The sequence below is a fragment of the Synechococcus sp. MIT S9503 genome (assembly GCF_047304175.1).
Lineage (GTDB): Bacteria > Cyanobacteriota > Cyanobacteriia > PCC-6307 > Cyanobiaceae > Synechococcus_C.
Genome location: NZ_CP138955.1, coordinates 2,464,303 through 2,479,740 on the forward strand (window position 1 = coordinate 2,464,303; position 15,438 = coordinate 2,479,740).

18 protein-coding genes and 1 tRNA gene are annotated in these 15,438 nt (G+C 59.6%); 11 read left to right on the forward strand and 8 right to left on the reverse strand.

Annotated elements, in window-relative coordinates; translation table 11 throughout:
• Positions 1-150 precede the first annotated feature (150 nt).
• Positions 151-351, reverse strand: a complete 201-nt coding sequence (locus SIB56_RS13240; RefSeq protein ID WP_006042295.1) for a hypothetical protein — start codon at positions 349-351, stop codon at positions 151-153.
• 52 nt (positions 352-403) lie between these two features.
• Here SIB56_RS13240 and SIB56_RS13245 point away from each other — a divergent pair, with 52 nt between their 5' ends.
• Positions 404-610: a hypothetical protein gene (locus SIB56_RS13245; RefSeq protein WP_413327460.1), complete on the forward strand. Its 207-nt coding sequence runs from the start codon at positions 404-406 to the stop codon at positions 608-610.
• Here the strand turns inward: SIB56_RS13245 and SIB56_RS13250 are convergent.
• Both SIB56_RS13250 and SIB56_RS13255 read right to left on the reverse strand, forming a co-directional pair.
• Positions 574-684 carry a hypothetical protein gene (locus tag SIB56_RS13250; RefSeq protein WP_413327418.1) on the reverse strand — a complete coding sequence of 37 codons (111 nt, stop codon included), beginning with the start codon at positions 682-684 and terminating at the stop codon, positions 574-576. The genes SIB56_RS13245 and SIB56_RS13250 overlap by 37 nt on opposite strands.
• Positions 685-757: 73 nt before the next feature.
• A tRNA-Ala gene (locus SIB56_RS13255) sits at positions 758-830 on the reverse strand.
• 70 nt (positions 831-900) lie between these two features.
• Between SIB56_RS13255 and SIB56_RS13260 the strand changes: the two genes are divergently transcribed.
• The 7 genes from SIB56_RS13260 (at position 901) to SIB56_RS13290 (ending at position 7,897) form a co-directional block, all read left to right on the forward strand.
• Positions 901-1,104, forward strand: coding sequence for a DUF2555 domain-containing protein (locus SIB56_RS13260; protein ID WP_413324369.1), 204 nt, complete (start codon positions 901-903; stop codon positions 1,102-1,104).
• A 4-nt stretch (positions 1,105-1,108) separates the two neighbouring features.
• Complete coding sequence (gene coaBC / locus SIB56_RS13265; protein ID WP_413324370.1) at positions 1,109-2,368, forward strand: bifunctional phosphopantothenoylcysteine decarboxylase/phosphopantothenate--cysteine ligase CoaBC; 1,260 nt, start codon at positions 1,109-1,111, stop codon at positions 2,366-2,368.
• A gap of 205 nt (positions 2,369-2,573) precedes the next feature.
• Positions 2,574-3,395 carry a photosystem II manganese-stabilizing polypeptide gene (gene psbO / locus SIB56_RS13270; RefSeq protein WP_413327420.1) on the forward strand — a complete coding sequence of 274 codons (822 nt, stop codon included), beginning with the start codon at positions 2,574-2,576 and terminating at the stop codon, positions 3,393-3,395.
• Between the two features lie 125 nt (positions 3,396-3,520).
• Complete coding sequence (gene sat / locus SIB56_RS13275; RefSeq protein ID WP_413324371.1) at positions 3,521-4,687, forward strand: sulfate adenylyltransferase; 1,167 nt, start codon at positions 3,521-3,523, stop codon at positions 4,685-4,687.
• Between the two features lie 46 nt (positions 4,688-4,733).
• On the forward strand, positions 4,734-6,587 hold the full coding sequence (gene ftsH3, locus SIB56_RS13280; RefSeq protein WP_413324372.1) for an ATP-dependent zinc metalloprotease FtsH3: 1,854 nt from the start codon (positions 4,734-4,736) through the stop codon (positions 6,585-6,587).
• Entirely contained in the window at positions 6,562-7,215 is a 654-nt protein-coding gene (locus SIB56_RS13285) for a bifunctional 4-hydroxy-2-oxoglutarate aldolase/2-dehydro-3-deoxy-phosphogluconate aldolase (protein WP_413324373.1), read from the forward strand. The genes ftsH3 and SIB56_RS13285 overlap by 26 nt, the downstream gene beginning before the upstream one ends.
• A 52-nt stretch (positions 7,216-7,267) precedes the next feature.
• Positions 7,268-7,897: a hypothetical protein gene (locus SIB56_RS13290; RefSeq protein WP_413324374.1), complete on the forward strand. Its 630-nt coding sequence runs from the start codon at positions 7,268-7,270 to the stop codon at positions 7,895-7,897.
• A gap of 16 nt (positions 7,898-7,913) precedes the next feature.
• On the opposite strand, the gene aroC is transcribed toward SIB56_RS13290, so the two are convergent.
• The 4 genes from aroC to SIB56_RS13310 are packed head-to-tail and all read right to left on the reverse strand — an operon-like array spanning position 7,914 to position 11,243.
• Positions 7,914-9,002 (reverse strand): chorismate synthase, encoded by a 1,089-nt coding sequence (gene aroC, locus SIB56_RS13295; RefSeq protein ID WP_413324375.1) that lies wholly within the window; start codon positions 9,000-9,002, stop codon positions 7,914-7,916.
• 34 nt (positions 9,003-9,036) lie between these two features.
• The gene (locus SIB56_RS13300) at positions 9,037-9,540 is read right to left on the reverse strand and encodes a cupin domain-containing protein (protein ID WP_413324376.1); all 504 of its coding nucleotides are present in this window, start codon (positions 9,538-9,540) and stop codon (positions 9,037-9,039) included.
• Positions 9,540-10,397, reverse strand: coding sequence for an SAM-dependent methyltransferase (locus SIB56_RS13305; RefSeq protein ID WP_413324377.1), 858 nt, complete (start codon positions 10,395-10,397; stop codon positions 9,540-9,542). Before SIB56_RS13305 ends, SIB56_RS13300 begins: the two co-directional genes overlap by 1 nt.
• Before the next feature lie 3 nt (positions 10,398-10,400).
• A complete protein-coding gene (locus SIB56_RS13310) occupies positions 10,401-11,243 on the reverse strand; it encodes a class I SAM-dependent methyltransferase (protein WP_413324378.1) in 843 nt (280 codons plus the stop codon).
• A gap of 246 nt (positions 11,244-11,489) precedes the next feature.
• Here SIB56_RS13310 and SIB56_RS13315 point away from each other — a divergent pair, with 246 nt between their 5' ends.
• Genes SIB56_RS13315 through SIB56_RS13325 form a run of 3 tightly spaced genes read left to right on the forward strand, consistent with a single transcriptional unit; the run spans position 11,490 to position 14,496 of the window.
• The gene (locus SIB56_RS13315) at positions 11,490-12,623 is read left to right on the forward strand and encodes a quaternary amine ABC transporter ATP-binding protein (protein WP_413324379.1); all 1,134 of its coding nucleotides are present in this window, start codon (positions 11,490-11,492) and stop codon (positions 12,621-12,623) included.
• Positions 12,623-13,519, forward strand: a complete 897-nt coding sequence (locus SIB56_RS13320; RefSeq protein ID WP_413324380.1) for an ABC transporter permease — start codon at positions 12,623-12,625, stop codon at positions 13,517-13,519. Before SIB56_RS13315 ends, SIB56_RS13320 begins: the two co-directional genes overlap by 1 nt.
• Positions 13,516-14,496, forward strand: coding sequence for a glycine betaine ABC transporter substrate-binding protein (locus SIB56_RS13325; RefSeq protein WP_413324381.1), 981 nt, complete (start codon positions 13,516-13,518; stop codon positions 14,494-14,496). The genes SIB56_RS13320 and SIB56_RS13325 overlap by 4 nt, the downstream gene beginning before the upstream one ends.
• A gap of 20 nt (positions 14,497-14,516) precedes the next feature.
• Here SIB56_RS13325 and SIB56_RS13330 read toward each other — a convergent pair whose 3' ends face one another.
• Positions 14,517-15,293 carry an SDR family NAD(P)-dependent oxidoreductase gene (locus SIB56_RS13330; RefSeq protein WP_413324382.1) on the reverse strand — a complete coding sequence of 259 codons (777 nt, stop codon included), beginning with the start codon at positions 15,291-15,293 and terminating at the stop codon, positions 14,517-14,519.
• Positions 15,294-15,438: the final 145 nt, after the last annotated feature.

Consider the following 15,438-nt stretch of genomic DNA (forward strand, 5'->3'; position numbering starts at 1 on the left):
ATATACACCATTTGTGGAGTAGTTGCCTCTATCAACCGCTACATATTGAGGCTTGCGATGCAAAAAGCCTGAAAATTGTCTGGTTCAGAAAATCAATGCTTTCGAAGAAAAGCCTGAACAGAGCTGTTTGGCAAGAGCAAGCACCAGGAATCAGTCGGATTCGGCTTTGGCTTTGCGGGAGCTTTTGCCTTCCAGCAGTTCCAGCAGTGCTTCCATTTGTGCCATCACGCCACGGACCTCTCCGGCCTCCGGAAGAAGCCCGTCCTCCATGACCCCCTGGTGCATTTCACGCAGTTCCTGGCGGATGTAACGAAGGTGGCTCACCACCTGCTCCCGTTTCGACTGAGACATCAATCGTGGCTTTCTCAGCCTCTCTTTTACCGCATGGCCTGAATCGAATGCCTTGTTCGGCCTTAGTCAGCGCCTGGCAAGGCCACTTGCCAGAAGAATCAGCCCAAAGGTCAGCAACGCCGTAGGTCGAACGAGCACTGACAAACAGGTGGTGGTGCTCAATGCGATGAGCAATGCAGGCCTGAGTGAGTGTCGGTTGCCGGTCATGGATCTGATCATGAATCAGCGTTTCGCAAACTTCGCCCTGGCCTCGGCGTAAAACGTTGAATCGATGCACTCAAGCTGACGCTCAATCGCCATTGATTCGATTCTCCGGCGAACTGCTGGCCGCACAAAAAAGGGAACTTCCTTGAGCGATTGCTCGGCTTCTGCACTCCAGTTCAACCTTGATCTATTGAGACCTGAATGGAGAATAGGGGATTCGAACCCCTGACCTCTGCGGTGCGATCGCAGCGCTCTACCAGCTGAGCTAATTCCCCGCGCAGCGCAACCTAGCGCCGGTGTTCCAGCGCTTTTAGATGCAAGATGAAGTCAGTGCCTCGTGCGTCCATGCCGATCACTCCGGAGCGACTGGCCTCCTTTGACGAGACGTCCGTCGCCTCATTGGCACGGCGTCTTGAGTTCGACGACTACCGAACTCCTTTTGAGGGACTGAGTGACTGGCATCTGCTGAGAGCTCTTGCGATTCATCGACCGGAGCTCACCACCCCTTACGCCCATCTGTTCGATCAGGAACCTTTCGACGAGGACTGAATCAATGTTGGGGCTGCTGCAGGGACGACGCGTGCTGGTGGCTGCCTGCGGAAGCATTGCGGCCGTGAAGACACCACTGATTGTCAGTGCGCTGGTGCAGGCGGGTGCTCAGGTTCGTTGTGTGGTCACTGCAAGCGCAGCACGCCTGGTGAGCCCTGTGGCGCTGGCAACGCTGAGCCGTCAACCCTGTCTGCAGGATGTTGACCAGTGGGATCCCGCCCGACCGCGACCTCTGCATATCGAGTTGGCGGAATGGGCGGATCTGGTGGTGGTGGCGCCACTCAGTGCCACCACCCTCTCCCGCTGGGTTCGGGGCGATGGCGATGGTCTGCTGGCCAGCCTCCTGCTGGCTTGTGAGTGCCCCGTTCTGGCCGCGCCGGCCATGAACACGGCCATGTGGAAGCACGCTGGCGTACGCCGTAACTGGGGTCTCCTTCAGGACGATCCGCGAGTGCTGCCCCTGGCGCCGGGAGATGGCCTGCTCGCCTGTGACCGCATCGGTACAGGTCGAATGGCAGATCCCGGCCGGATTGAACTGGCTGCGGCCAGCGCACTGTTGCAGGCCGATTCGCAGGGGCAGCTCAAATCCGACTGGCGTGGCAGACATCTGCTGATCAGCGCCGGTCCGACCCTGGAGCCTCTGGACTCGGTGCGTTTCCTGTCCAACCACAGCAGCGGCCGTATGGGGGTTCTTCTGGCTCAGGCTGCCCATCTGCGCGGGGCCACCGTCGACCTTGTTCATGGTCCGCTGCAGCTCCCTCAGTCGTGGCTGGAGGGTCTGCAGTGCCATTCCGTCATCGGAAGCGCTGAGATGGATCAGGCGCTTCAAGACCTGCAGCCGAAAGCGGATGCAGTGGTGATGTGCGCTGCTGTCGCGGATGTGCAACGGACCAGCACAAACGGCGTGAAGAAGCTGCCGAAAGAACGCCTGATCGCCTCGATGCAGGATGGTTGGCAGCTGGTTCCTGATCTGCTTCATGGCCTGGCCAGCAGGCGTCCCGCGGGACAGGTCCTGCTCGGTTTCGCCGCGCTGGCAGGACCTGACGAGCAACTTTTGGAGCTTGGCCGCAGCAAGCTCCGTGCCAAGGGCTGTGATCTGTTGATGGTCAATCCCATCGACCGACCTGGGCAGGGTTTTGACAGTTCCCTCAATGCCGGTTGGCTGCTGGGCCCGGGCGATCGGCATCAGCAGTGTCCACTTGAGGACAAGCTCGTGTTGTCTCATCGACTGCTCGACCGGCTGCTTGAGCTCAACCAGCCGTAGCCGAGGAGTGCTGTTTCAGCTGATCACGAAGTGTTTCCAGCACTGGCTGCAGCTTTGAACCATGCTCTGGCCTCAGTTGTTCTGTGCTGAGAACACTTCACGTTGTTGAGACGTGCAAAATGCTAGCCGGTGACGGCGTTTGAGCCCTGTAGGATCCTTTTCACCGGTGGACACCGTCATCAACCGGCGTTTCGGCTTCTCCTCCATGCGCATCCGACCCCTGCTGGCACTTGTGCTGGCCTTCTGTCTCACCTTCGTCACCGCCTGCAGCGGAGGTGCTCAGGCTGTTGATCGCTCGAACATCACTTACGACGACATCCGTAATACCGGCAAAGCGAACGATTGCCCCACGCTTCCTGAATCAGCGCGAGGCTCCATCTCCCTCACTCCCGGCAACGACTACCAGCTGCGTGCCATCTGCATGCATCCCAGTCAGGTTTTCGTGAAGGGTGAGCCCGCCAACAAGCGCCAGGAGGCGCAGTTCGTTGAGGGCAAGATCCTCACCCGCTACACCTCAAGCCTGGATCAGGTCTACGGCGATTTGGTCGTGGGTCAGAACGGCCTTTCCTTCACTGAGGAGGGTGGCATCGACTTCCAGGCCATCACCGTTCTGGTTCCAGGCGGAGAGGAGTTTCCGTTCACGTTCTCCAGCAAAGACCTGAAGGCCGAAGCTGAGGGCGCGGCCATCACCACCAGCACCGACTTTGAAGGCGAGTACCGCACACCGAGCTACCGCACCAGCAACTTCCTTGACCCCAAAGGCCGTTCACTCACAACCGGTGTGGACTATCCGCAGGGTCTGATCGGTCTCGGCGGTGATTATCAGGAGCTCGACCAAGAGAACAAGAAGCAATACATCGATGGACAGGGTGTGATGAGCATGTCGATCACACGTGTTGATCCCTCCACGGGTGAATTCGCCGGAGTGTTCTCCGCCATCCAGCCCTCTGACTCCGATATGGGCAGCAGAGAGACTGTGGATGTCAAGATCACCGGCGAGCTTTACGGCCAGCTTGAGGAGTCCTGATCCGCTCCAGAGGACTCATGCATCAAAAGGGGCTTCGGCCCCTTTTTTTGTGAGTGCCTGTTGCTGAATTCGCATCCCGTTGTCTGGGAGAATCGCGCCGTTTCCCAAACGCACTCCGGCCTGTCATGACTGCCAGCACTCCGTCCTCCCCGACCGGTGTGATCGCCCCCTACGGCGGCACCCTCGTCGACCTGATGGTCACCGAGAGTGAGAAGGCTGCTGTGAAAGCTTCCGCCACCACCAGCATTGAGTGCTCCGATCGCAATGCCTGTGATGTGGAGCTGCTTGTGGTCGGGGGCTTTTCCCCTGAAAGGGGCTTCATGCATCAGGCCGACTACGACGCGGTGGTGGCAGGGCACCGAACCACCTCGGGCTATCTGTTCGGACTGCCGATTGTGATGGACACCGACCGAGAGGATATCGCTGTCGGCGACAGGATTCTGCTCACCTACAAGGGGCAGGAGCTCGCGGTTCTGACGGTGGAGGACAAATGGGAGCCGGACAAGGTCATTGAGGCCAAGGGGTGCTACGGCACAACGTCGCTGGAGCATCCGGCGGTGCGCATGATTGCCACCGAGCGCCGTCGCTTCTATCTGGGTGGTGTGATTCAGGGACTGGAACTGCCTTCCCGCGTCTTCCCCTGCAAGACCCCTGCTGAGGTCAGGGCTGGTCTGCCGGAAGGGCAGGACGTTGTGGCCTTCCAGTGCCGCAACCCCATCCACAGAGCGCATTACGAGCTGTTCACCCGAGCCTTGCATGCCAGCAATGTGAGTGAGAACGCTGTGGTGCTTGTGCATCCCACCTGCGGTCCCACCCAGCAGGATGACATTCCCGGAGCTGTGCGCTTCCAGACCTACGAGCGGCTCGCTGCCGAGGTGGACAACTCCCGTATCCGCTGGGCCTATCTCCCCTATGCGATGCACATGGCCGGTCCGCGTGAGGCCCTGCAGCACATGATCATCCGCCGTAATTACGGCTGCACCCACTTCATCATCGGCCGCGATATGGCCGGCTGTAAGTCCTCCCTGAGTGGTGATGACTTCTACGGCCCCTATGACGCTCAGAACTTCGCCAAGGAGTGCGCACCTGAGCTCACCATGGAAACCGTTCCCTCGCTCAATCTCGTTTACACGGAGGAGGAGGGTTACGTCACGGCGGAACACGCCGAGGCCAGAGGGCTGCACGTGAAAAAACTCAGCGGCACCCAGTTCCGCAAGATGCTGCGCAGTGGCGAGGAGATTCCCGAGTGGTTCGCCTTCAGGAGCGTGGTTGACGTGCTCCGGACCACCTGAGCTCTCAGCTTCCTATTAACATTCCTTCATCCGAGGCGGAAGACCCTTGAACAAACGTTGGCGAAACATCGGCCTAGGGGCCCTGCTGGTGCTCGCGATCGTTGTGATCGCACCGGCTTTTTTTGGTGGTAACGGTGGCCCACAGCCCGAGGCTCGCTCGCTGCGTTACAGCGATTTTGTTGAGCGGGTCCAGGAAGATCAGGTCAGCCGTGTGCTTCTTTCTCCCGACAGGGGCACTGCTCAGGTCGTCGAGACCGATGGTCGCCGCGCCGAAGTGAACCTCGCGCCCGACAAGGATCTTCTCAAGCTGCTCACCGATCACAACGTTGATATCGCCGTACAGCCATCCCGCCAGCCCGGCGCCTGGCAGCAGGCTGCAACAAGCCTGATCTTCCCGCTGTTGCTTTTGGGTGGGCTCTTTTTCCTCTTCCGACGCGCACAGTCCGGTGGCGGTGGTGGCAATCCCGCCATGAATTTCGGCAAGAGCAAGGCTCGTGTGCAGATGGAGCCTTCAACCCAGATCACCTTCGGGGATGTTGCCGGCATCGAAGGCGCCAAGCTGGAGCTCACCGAGGTGGTTGATTTTCTCAAGAACCCTGACCGCTTCACGGCTGTCGGAGCCAAGATCCCCAAAGGTGTTCTGCTGGTTGGCCCTCCAGGCACCGGCAAGACTCTGCTGGCCAAAGCTGTGGCCGGCGAGGCCAATGTTCCTTTCTTCTCGATCTCCGGTTCGGAATTTGTGGAGATGTTCGTCGGAGTTGGTGCGAGCCGCGTCCGCGATCTGTTTGAGCAGGCCAAGAAAAATGCTCCCTGCATCGTGTTCATCGACGAGATCGATGCGGTCGGTCGTCAGCGTGGAGCCGGTATGGGTGGAGGTAACGATGAGCGAGAACAAACGCTCAATCAGCTACTCACTGAGATGGATGGTTTCGAGGGGAACACAGGAATCATCATTGTCGCGGCCACCAACCGCCCTGACGTTCTCGACTCCGCTCTGATGCGCCCTGGTCGTTTTGACCGTCAGGTCACCGTAGATCGACCTGACTATGCAGGCCGTCTGCAGATTCTCGGTGTGCATGCTCGCGGCAAGACCTTGTCAAAGGATGTTGATCTCGACAAGGTGGCGAGGAGAACCCCCGGCTACACCGGCGCTGATCTGTCCAATCTGCTCAACGAGGCAGCGATTCTTGCGGCTCGTCGTGACCTGAGCGAAGTCAGCAACGACGAAATCAGTGATGCCATCGAACGGGTGATGGCTGGTCCTGAGAAAAAGGACAGCGTGATGAGTGATCGCCGCAAGCGCCTTGTCGCGTATCACGAAGCTGGCCATGCTCTGGTCGGCGCACTGATGCCCGACTACGACCCTGTTCAGAAGATTTCAATCATTCCCCGCGGCAATGCGGGAGGCCTGACCTTCTTCACGCCAAGTGAGGAAAGGATGGAGTCCGGCCTCTATTCACGGACCTATCTGCAGAACCAGATGGCTGTCGCTCTCGGTGGTCGTGTTGCTGAGGAAATTGTCTACGGAGAGGATGAAGTCACCACCGGTGCTTCCAATGATCTCCAGCAGGTGGCGTCCACCGCAAGGCAGATGATCACCCGTTTCGGGATGAGCGACAAGCTCGGGCCCGTGGCACTGGGTCGCTCTCAGGGAGGCATGTTCCTCGGCCGCGACATCGCAGCTGAACGAGACTTCTCCGAAGACACTGCGGCAACCATCGACGAAGAGGTTTCGGATCTCGTGGCTCAGGCCTATCGACGGGCCACGAAGGTTCTTGTCGATAACCGTTCCGTGCTCGACGAACTGGCCGACATGCTCGTTGATCAGGAAACCGTTGACGCAGAGGAGTTCCAGGAACTGCTGATCCGCAGTGATGTCCGTATCGCCGAATATGTCTGATGCAGAGGAGGGCTTGATTCGTTCACTGCGAATCCAGCCTCTTCTGGTTGTTCTGCGTCCTGAGCCTGCTGACCTGGATGCTGCTTTTCCCCTCACCCGTCTCTGCCGGCAGCTTGATCAGCTGGTTGAGGCGGGTGTTCAGCATGTGGAGATCGCCTGGGTTGATCACCCCCGCTGGACGGATCTCGTCACGGCTGCGCGAAGTCGGCATGCATTTCTTTCATTCGGCGTGGCGTCGATCACGCGGCAGTCAGCCCTTCAGCAGGTGTCTGAACTCGGGTTCAGCTACGCCATGTCACCTCTGCTGAACGCGACGCTGCAGCAAACAGCGAAGCAGCTGGGGTTTCTGCTGGTGCCCGGAGTGATGACCCCGTCCGAGATCAGGCAGGCTTCCGATCTGGGTTGCCGTTTGGTGAAGTTGTTTCCAGCGAGCGTTCTCGGCCGCGGCTTTTGTCGTCAGATCGCTGTTCCGATGGGCAGTCTCCCGTTCGTCATCGCTGCAGGAGGCCTGCGAGCAGATGATCTTTTCTCCTGGCTGGAGTCGGGATATGACGCCATCGCTCTGGGACGAACCGTGTTTGAAAACGATGGTCTTGATCCAGCTCTGACCGCCTGGCTTGGCGCATGAGTTGTAGTAATGAGACCCATCTGCTACAGATAAGAGAGATGTTCCAGCGACAATGTCTCAGTTATCCATCAAGTTGAGCGACAAGGCTGATGCTTTGATCGCCCAGTTGCAGAAGGAAATTTTCAATCGGCGTCGCAAGAAGGTCACCGCTTCGGGCGTCGTCGAGACCCTGGTGGAAAGCGGGGCTCGTTCGCAGTCCGACAAGCGTTTCTCCACCTCCTGGGTCAACCTGATTCAGGACATTGAAAAGGCTGCCAAGCTCGCCAACGCTCACGGCAGCAAACCCTCTTCACTCACGGATGAAGAGTGGGTGATGGTGCTGAGCCATCGCAATCGACAGACCTCCGGCAAGGCTGTTCGTAAGCCGGCTGCCAAGAAAACCGCAGCCAAAAAGCGTGTGACTGTGAAGGCCTCTGCTGCCAAGGCTCCCGCCACAAAAGCAAAGGCTGCCAAGGCTTCGGCGAAGAAGCCCGCCACCCGAAAGGCAACCACAACCAGGGCTGCCAAGAAGGCCGGGACGGCGTCGACATCAGTCAGCACCGCTGGCAAGCCGCGCTCGGCCCGTCGAGCCCGTAAGACCACCAAGTCATCCGCCGCTGCTGGTTCAGTGGCCGGCCGCATGGCCAAGGCAGCAGCTCAGCTTGTGAATGGCACTGGCATCTCGTCAACGGCCCGTAGCTGAAAACGCTTGTGCAGCCTCACCAGAGGCTGCACTGACCCTGTTGTCTGAGCAGGTGGTCGGCGAGAACGAGATTCACCATTGCCTCCACCATCGGCACGGCTCTCGGCAGCACGCAGGGATCATGCCGACCCTTGGCTGCCAGTTTTGTGGCCTGACCTCGGTCATTGATGGTTTGCTGTTCCTTGCGGATCGTCGCTGTTGGCTTGAAGGCGACACGGATCACGATGGGTTCGCCGTTGCTGATGCCTCCCTGAATGCCGCCGGAGTTGTTGGTTGCTGTGCGCAGCCGACCCTCTTCGCTGGGCAGGAATGCGTCGTTGTGTTCACTTCCTTTCAGCAGGGTGCCGTCGAAACCTGAGCCGATCTCAAATCCCTTTGTGGCGGGCAGCGACATGACCGCCTTGGCCAGATCCGCCTCCAGCTTGTCGAACACAGGCATCCCGAGACCCACCGGGGGGCTGTGCACAACGCATTCGATCAGTCCACCACAGGAATCGCCATCGCGACCGATCGTCTCAATCCGCTCGATCATCCGTTCCGCCATCGCGGCATCCGGACAGCGCACGATGTTGGCTTCCACGTTTTCGCGTCTCACAGCATGGATATCCACGCTGGCTTCGAGGTCGTGAATCCGTTTCACCCACGCCATCACCTCGGTGCCGTGAGTCTTGCTCAGAAGCTGTCGGGCAATCGCACCGGCAGCCACCCGGCCGATCGTTTCCCGAGCTGACGCCCGCCCGCCGCCGCTGCGGGCCTGAATGCCGTACTTCGCCTGATAGGTCGCATCGGCATGGGAGGGACGGAAAGCAACCTCCATCTCCCTGTAGTCCTGGGGGCGCTGATCCCTGTTGCGCACCATCATTGCGATCGGCGTGCCCAGAGTCATGCCGTCCATGACCCCGCTGAGAATCTCGACCTGATCGGCCTCCTTGCGGGGTGTTGTGATTCTGCTCTGGCCGGGCCTGCGTCGATCCAGGTCAGCCTGGATCGCCTGCAAGTCAATCTCCAGCCGCGGCGGGCAGCCCTCGAGGATCACCCCCACACCGCCGCCATGGGACTCTCCGAAGGTGCTGATGCGGAAAAGGGTGCCGAAACTGCTGCCCAATGGAATGTTCTCTCTCGGTTGAGCGTAAGAGAGCTCAGATCAGCTCGCTCAGAGCCCCGGAAGGTTGCTGGAACTGGGGTCTGTCTCGAAGCATCTCGAAGTCGACGAAATCGAACCCAGGACCAACGCAGCAGCTCACCAGGGAGTACTGCCCTTCCGAGCGCGCAGCCATCCAGTGGCCGGCGGGCACCACATGCACCGGATTGTGCATCGACAGCACGTGCTGCACCGCGTTGCCCCCCTCCGGCTCGAGCGTCCAAAGACTCAGCGGAGTGCCCTGCAGGTGGGTCCACACCTCATCGGCATGATGCACGGCATGCCAGCGACTTCTTGAACCTGCATCGAGGAGATAAAGGATGCTGGTGATCGCCGCTCGTCTTTGGCCATCGTCCCGGGTGACCAGTGTCGAACTGCGATGGAGTTCACGGAACCAGCCCCCTTCTGGATGCGGCTCGAGGCTCCACTTCTGAATCAGTTGTTGCACCACCTCCATCGGTGAGCGGTTCGACGATGTGTCTTCTCCCCCAGATGACTCCATCAGTTCAGGGGTTTGATGAATCGCATCAGCCCCCAGCTGAGCCTGCCTGACTGGCCACCTTCAACCCAGTGGCCAAGTCCTGCATCCATTCGCTCCAGATAGTCGGGAGAGATACTGCTCTCGAGATCCTGCCGCCGCCGGCGCAACTCGATGCGGACACGGCTGTAGTGCTCGATCAGCATCTTGGTCTGATCATTCCAGTCTGTGCGCTTCAGCCCGGCTTCATTGCCCCAGCTGCGATAACGCTCAGGTGATCCGAGATCCGCCAGATGAATGCGATCGAGAATTGCCGTGAGGGAATCAGCATTCACCCCATCGGTCGCCATTGGGTCGGTCATGACCATCACGCCTCCCGGTTTCAGCAGACGTGCGGCTTCCTTCATCACCGTTCTGCGATCGCCTGAATGGAGGATGGCGTCCTGGCTCCAGATCACATCAGCGCAACCATCGGCGAGAGGCACCGCCTCGAAGGATGCGTCGTGAACGGTGATCCGTTCCGACAGGCGGGCCTCCTCATTCAAGAGCCGATGCCGTGCGTTCTCGACGGCGGAGATGTTGACGGCATCCACCCGGATCCCGGGACTGCTGCACAGCCGCCTGGCCGCCCCTCCATAGCCGGAACCGAAGTCGACCACACGCAGATCGTTTGTTGACTTGGAGTCCAGTGGCGTGCCGATCAGTTCAATCAGTGCGTCAACGGTGCGACGGCTTGCGGTTGCAATCGGCTCATCGGAACGCTCATACAGACCGATGTGAATGTCTTCGCCGCCCCAGATGCCTGCATAGAACCGATCGGCATCGTCGCTGTCGTAGTAGCTCGCTGCAGTGCTGGCAGCTTGCGAATAAGTGCCTGACATCGCTCAGATCGCTGTGAGATCGGTGTCGAACAGATACTCCTTCTCAGCGACATGAACGTAGAAATCAGGATCATCATGACCCCGTTGGTAGTCGCCGTAGCTGGTGATTCTCTGAAAGCCCACCTCACGCATCAGACGCCGCACGTACCCGTGGCGCAGCGGGAACATGTTCAGGTGATAGGTGCTGCCGTCGCTGAAGGCGTAGCGGAAACGGGCCAGTCCGTCGTCGACGTGTTCCGGCCCAACCTCCACGTCCTTGCCGCAGTAAACATTGCTCTTGCCGCTTGTGGAGGTTCCCTCCAGAAGGCGGTCATAGTTGCGGTGATCGAGAATCAGAATGCCGTTGTGCTTCAGCACGGCGTAATACTCGGCCAGGGCCTTGCGGCGGTCCCGTTCGCGGAACAGATGGGTGAAGGAGTTGCCCAGACAGATCACCGCGTCGTACTCACCGTGGATATCACGATTCAGGAAGCGCCAGTCGGCATGAACCGTGCGCATCAGCAGGTCGCGTTCGCGGGCGTTCTTGAAGGCACGGGCCAGCATGTTGGGGCTGCCATCCACACTCACCACGTCGAAGCCCTCGCGCAGAAGCCTCACGGAATGGAAGCCTGTGCCTGTGGCTACATCCAGCACGGAGCGGGCGCCATGCTCGTGAAGCAACCGCACAAAGAAGTTGCCCTCGGCTTCTTCCCTGGCATCCCAGTCAATCAGGCGATCCCAGCGGTCCGCGAACTGTTCGATGTATTCCTGCTGATAGTGATCGGTTTCTCGGACGCGTTCTGGTCGCTGCCCGAAGCGTTGCTCATCACCGGATTCCGCTGAAGGGTGGCTTCTGAGTGTGGTCATGCCGGTCGGGTCCTCTACTGCGCTGGGGCGGTGCGAAGGACAGCGCGGCGCTGTCTGACAGCTCGTCACCGACCCTCTGAGCTGATTCGACGTGGCGAACAGGGCTCAGTTCGCAACCTAATCACGGCGTTTGCAGCTGTCAGCTAAACGAATCGGGACATCTGCTGCCCATTGATGGTGGCTGATAGGTGATCAGCTGATCAGGCCACTGCTATAAGCAGCTCAGACCCGGGCGGAGGCTCTGAAGTGCACTCAGAGATCTCCATCAAGTCGGTCTGGAAGCTGTTCGGAGACTCTTCGCCTGAGTTGATCGCCCAGTTCCGCTCAGGTACGGATCCTGAGCAGCTGCATGCCAGTCACGGAGTGCGTGCTGCTGTGCGCGATGTCTCTATGGAGATTCACTCCGGTGAAATTTTTGTGGTGATGGGTCTTTCCGGGTCGGGAAAATCCACTTTGCTGCGGATGCTCAATGGTCTGATCTCCCCCTGTGAGGGAGAGGTCATTGTTCAGGGTCAGTCGCTCAAAGCGATGACGGCGCGGCAGATGGCAGCGCTGAGACGTCATCAGATGGCCATGGTTTTTCAGTCGTTTGCGCTTTTCCCTCATCGCAGCGTGCTCGACAATGCGGCCTTCGGACTGGAAGTTGCTGGTCTGCCGAGGAAGGCACGCCATGATCGCGCCATGCAGGCTCTGGAGCGGGTCGGTCTCGCGACCGAGGCCCGCAAACGACCACGTGAGCTGTCGGGAGGTATGCAGCAGAGGGTCGGCCTGGCCAGGGCTCTGGCCCTCGATCCGCCGATTCTGCTGATGGATGAGGCCTTTTCCGCACTGGATCCCCTGATCCGCAAAGACATGCAGGATCTGTTGCTGGATCTGCAGTCAGAGCACCGGCGCACGGTGGTGTTCATTTCCCACGACCTTGATGAGGCGATCCGGATCGGTGACCGCATCGCCCTGATGCATTCGGGCCTGCTGCTGCAATGCGATACAGCGCAGAGGTTGCTTCACAATCCCGCCAGTGACGCTGTCAGGCGCTTCTTCCGCGATGTTGATGTGGCTTCGGTTCTGACTGTTGAGGCCATTGCTCAGCCTCCCCTTCAGCAACTGATCTGTGAGCTGGGTGAGCCTCTCCCTGACCACGGGGATGTCACGGTGTATGTGACCGACCGTCTGCATCGTCTGCGCGGTGTGCTCCGGGCGGATTCCGGCTGGGTCGACGTCGGTGTCGTCAGCACGTTGTCCGCCGGCACATCCGTGAAGGATGCCACTGATGTTGTGGCGAAAAGTCCCGATCCAGTGCCGGTTCTGGATGATGAGAGACGGTTGCTGGGAGTGATCACTCCTCGCCAGCTTCTGCTGTCAATGGAAGGAGGAGGTTGATGTTGATCCTTGCTGCAGCGCACCAAGCCGGTTGGCTCGGTCAGGCAATCGATCTGGGCGTTGAGTGGTTGCTGGCCAATGCCCAGGAACTGTTTGATGTGGTCAAAGTGACAGTGCTGGGCCTTGTCTCCATCACCGGGTGGCTGCTGGAGTGGCCGCCGGCCTGGCTGTTCGCCCTGATCACAGCGGCAGTGGGGTTCTGGCGTGTCAACGGGGGGTTCGCCCTCTTTGTTCTGCTCGGCTTCAATCTTGTGCTTTCCATGGATCTGTGGAGCGAGATGATCTCCACTCTCTCGCTGGTGCTGACGGCATCCGGCCTTGCTCTGCTGATCGGACTTCCCCTCGGCATCCTTTCAGCACGATCACGACTGACCTGGAGGCTGGTGCGCCCCTGCCTGGATCTGATGCAGACGATGCCGGCGTTTGTCTACCTGATTCCCGCTGTGATGCTGTTCAGCACCGGCGCTGTTCCCTCAATTCTGGCCACGCTGATCTTCGCGATGCCACCGGTGGTTCGTCTCACGCATCTGGGAATCACTGAGGTTCCTGATGATCTGATCGAAGCGGGCCGCTCCTTCGGCTGCAGTGATCGACAGCTGCTCTGGAAAGTTCAGATGCCCAGTGCCGTTCCCACCGTGATGACCGGTGTGAATCAGACCATCATGCTGGCTCTTTCAATGGTTGTGATCGCCTCGATGATCGGTGGCGGCGGTCTTGGCGATGTGGTGTTGCGTGGAATCCAGCAGCTTGATGTGGGAATGGGTTTTGAAGGCGGGATCGCCGTGGTGATTCTGGCGGTGATCCTTGACCGTCTCAGTCAGAGCCTGGCGGGGCGTCGTGGATCCTCACCGCAGCAGCGTCTGCGCGGCTGGCTCGCTCTGTGGAGGGCGACATGAGCGCTCGACAGATCCGACGAAGAGCTTTTCTGCTGGGAGGCCTGGGGATTGCGGGAATGTCCGCCGCAAACCTGGTGAAGCTCAGTGAACCCCGCTCTTCTGTGAGTTCTTCAGCCACGTCTGGCGGGGGTGGACTGGAAAGCTCTCGCAGTTCGCTTCCCGGCTCTGCATCAGCTCGGCCCACTCTGCGTCTGGGCTGGTCACCCTGGGCTGACGCCGAGGTGGTGAGCCTGATCGCGCAGAGCGTGATTCAGCAGGCTTATGACGTGAATGTGGAGCGTGTCCTCGCCGATATCGGCATTCAGTACGCCTCACTTGCCCGCGGTGATCTTGATCTGATGCTGATGGCATGGTTGCCGTTGACGCATCGAGACTATTTCCGGCGCGTGCGCGAACGAGTCGTCGATTTCGGTTCGATGTATTCAGGGCGCCTGGGATGGGTGGTGCCCGAGTATGTGCCTGCATCCGAACTCTCCTCCATCCCAGATCTTCGCGATCCTTCTCTGGCCGCCCGGTTCGAGAATCGCGTGCAGGGTATTGACCCCGGTTCGGGTCTGAATCAAGCCTCGGCCTTGGCACTCAAGACCTACGTCCTCAAGGATCTGGAGCTGGTGTCATCCAGCAGTGCCGCCATGACGGCTGTGCTTGATCAGGCCATTCGCCAGCAACGCTGGGTGATCGTCACCAGCTGGACTCCACACTGGATGTTCGCCCGCTATCAGTTGCGGTTCCTGCAGGATCCGGAGCGGGTGTTCGGAGGAATTGAGTGGATCCACGCACTTGGCCGTCCGCAGCTGGATCTGGAGATGCAGGATATCGCCGGCTTCCTCACCCGTTTTCATCTACCCGATCAGGAGATGTCTGATCTGCTGCTTCAGGCCAATGACCGAACGGCGGAGGCCGCGGTGGAGGACTACATCGCTTCGCATCAGGCTCGCGTTCGCTACTGGATCACCGGCGAGATCGCCTCGACATGACAGACCCATTGATCCGACGTCTAGCCGTTGTGCTGAATCATGTACCCACCGTCTACCAAAAGCATTGATCCGGTGATGAAGGCCGCCTGATCTGACAGCAGCCAGACCACTGCGTTGGCGACATCGTTCGGTGTTGCCATGCGCCCCAGAGGGTGGAGCGCGGAGGCATGTTTTCTGAGAGCATCTGGGTTGTCACTTGCAGCAAGCGCCTGGTGTGTGAATCCACCATCCACCCAGCCGGGTGCAACGTTGTTCACGCGGATGCTCTTTGGTGCCAACTCGCCGGCCGCGGCATAGCTCAAGCTGAGCACGGCTCCCTTGGAGGTGGTGTACGCGCCTCCATCAGCTGAGCCGATGAACGCTGACACACTGCCGAGGGTGACGATTGAGCCTCGTGTGGATTCCAGATGGGGGATGGCAGCTTGAATGGCATGGAAGGTTCCGTCCACATTCACCGCCATCACATGCTTCCAGTCTTGATGACTCTGACTTGAGAGAGGGCCGGTGCGCAGCACGCCTGCAGCGGTGACAAGTCCCCTCAGGGGGCCCAGCTCCTTGACCGCACTGTCCATAACCTCTTTCACCATGTTCTGATCGGTGACATCCATTTCGAAGCTTTCCGCCACTGCACCATTGGCTCTGCTCTCATCAGCAACGGCGTCTGCACCCTCGATGTCGGCGTCGCAGACGGCGATGCAGGCGCCTGCCTGCACTGCCTGCTTGGCGATGGCACGACCGATCGACCCCGCACCACCGGTTACCAACACCAACCCGCCGCTGAGGTCAATCGTGGTCATTGCACTGGATCAATGACTGTTGTTCAAAGGATGGATCCAATCAACGCCTCCGGCATCAGCTGCCCGGGAGTCTGAATGTGCCTGGATTTGCGCAGGCTCGACGTCGCGCCACTCAATGGCAGCGTGGACCTCTGAATTGAAAACA

Bases quoted from the DNA above. Each gene is read 5' to 3' on its own strand.
- SIB56_RS13240 (WP_006042295.1), bottom strand. From the start codon at position 351: ATGTCTCAGTCGAAACGGGAGCAGGTGGTGAGCCACCTTCGTTACATC.
- SIB56_RS13260 (WP_413324369.1), top strand. From the start codon at position 901: ATGCCGATCACTCCGGAGCGACTGGCCTCCTTTGACGAGACGTCCGTC.
- coaBC (WP_413324370.1), top strand. From the start codon at position 1,109: ATGTTGGGGCTGCTGCAGGGACGACGCGTGCTGGTGGCTGCCTGCGGA.
- psbO (WP_413327420.1), top strand. From the start codon at position 2,574: ATGCGCATCCGACCCCTGCTGGCACTTGTGCTGGCCTTCTGTCTCACC.
- sat (WP_413324371.1), top strand. From the start codon at position 3,521: ATGACTGCCAGCACTCCGTCCTCCCCGACCGGTGTGATCGCCCCCTAC.
- SIB56_RS13285 (WP_413324373.1), top strand. From the start codon at position 6,562: ATGTCCGTATCGCCGAATATGTCTGATGCAGAGGAGGGCTTGATTCGT.
- SIB56_RS13290 (WP_413324374.1), top strand. From the start codon at position 7,268: ATGTCTCAGTTATCCATCAAGTTGAGCGACAAGGCTGATGCTTTGATC.
- SIB56_RS13300 (WP_413324376.1), bottom strand. From the start codon at position 9,540: ATGGAGTCATCTGGGGGAGAAGACACATCGTCGAACCGCTCACCGATG.
- SIB56_RS13305 (WP_413324377.1), bottom strand. From the start codon at position 10,397: ATGTCAGGCACTTATTCGCAAGCTGCCAGCACTGCAGCGAGCTACTAC.
- SIB56_RS13310 (WP_413324378.1), bottom strand. From the start codon at position 11,243: ATGACCACACTCAGAAGCCACCCTTCAGCGGAATCCGGTGATGAGCAA.
- SIB56_RS13320 (WP_413324380.1), top strand. From the start codon at position 12,623: ATGTTGATCCTTGCTGCAGCGCACCAAGCCGGTTGGCTCGGTCAGGCA.
- SIB56_RS13325 (WP_413324381.1), top strand. From the start codon at position 13,516: ATGAGCGCTCGACAGATCCGACGAAGAGCTTTTCTGCTGGGAGGCCTG.
- SIB56_RS13330 (WP_413324382.1), bottom strand. From the start codon at position 15,293: ATGACCACGATTGACCTCAGCGGCGGGTTGGTGTTGGTAACCGGTGGT.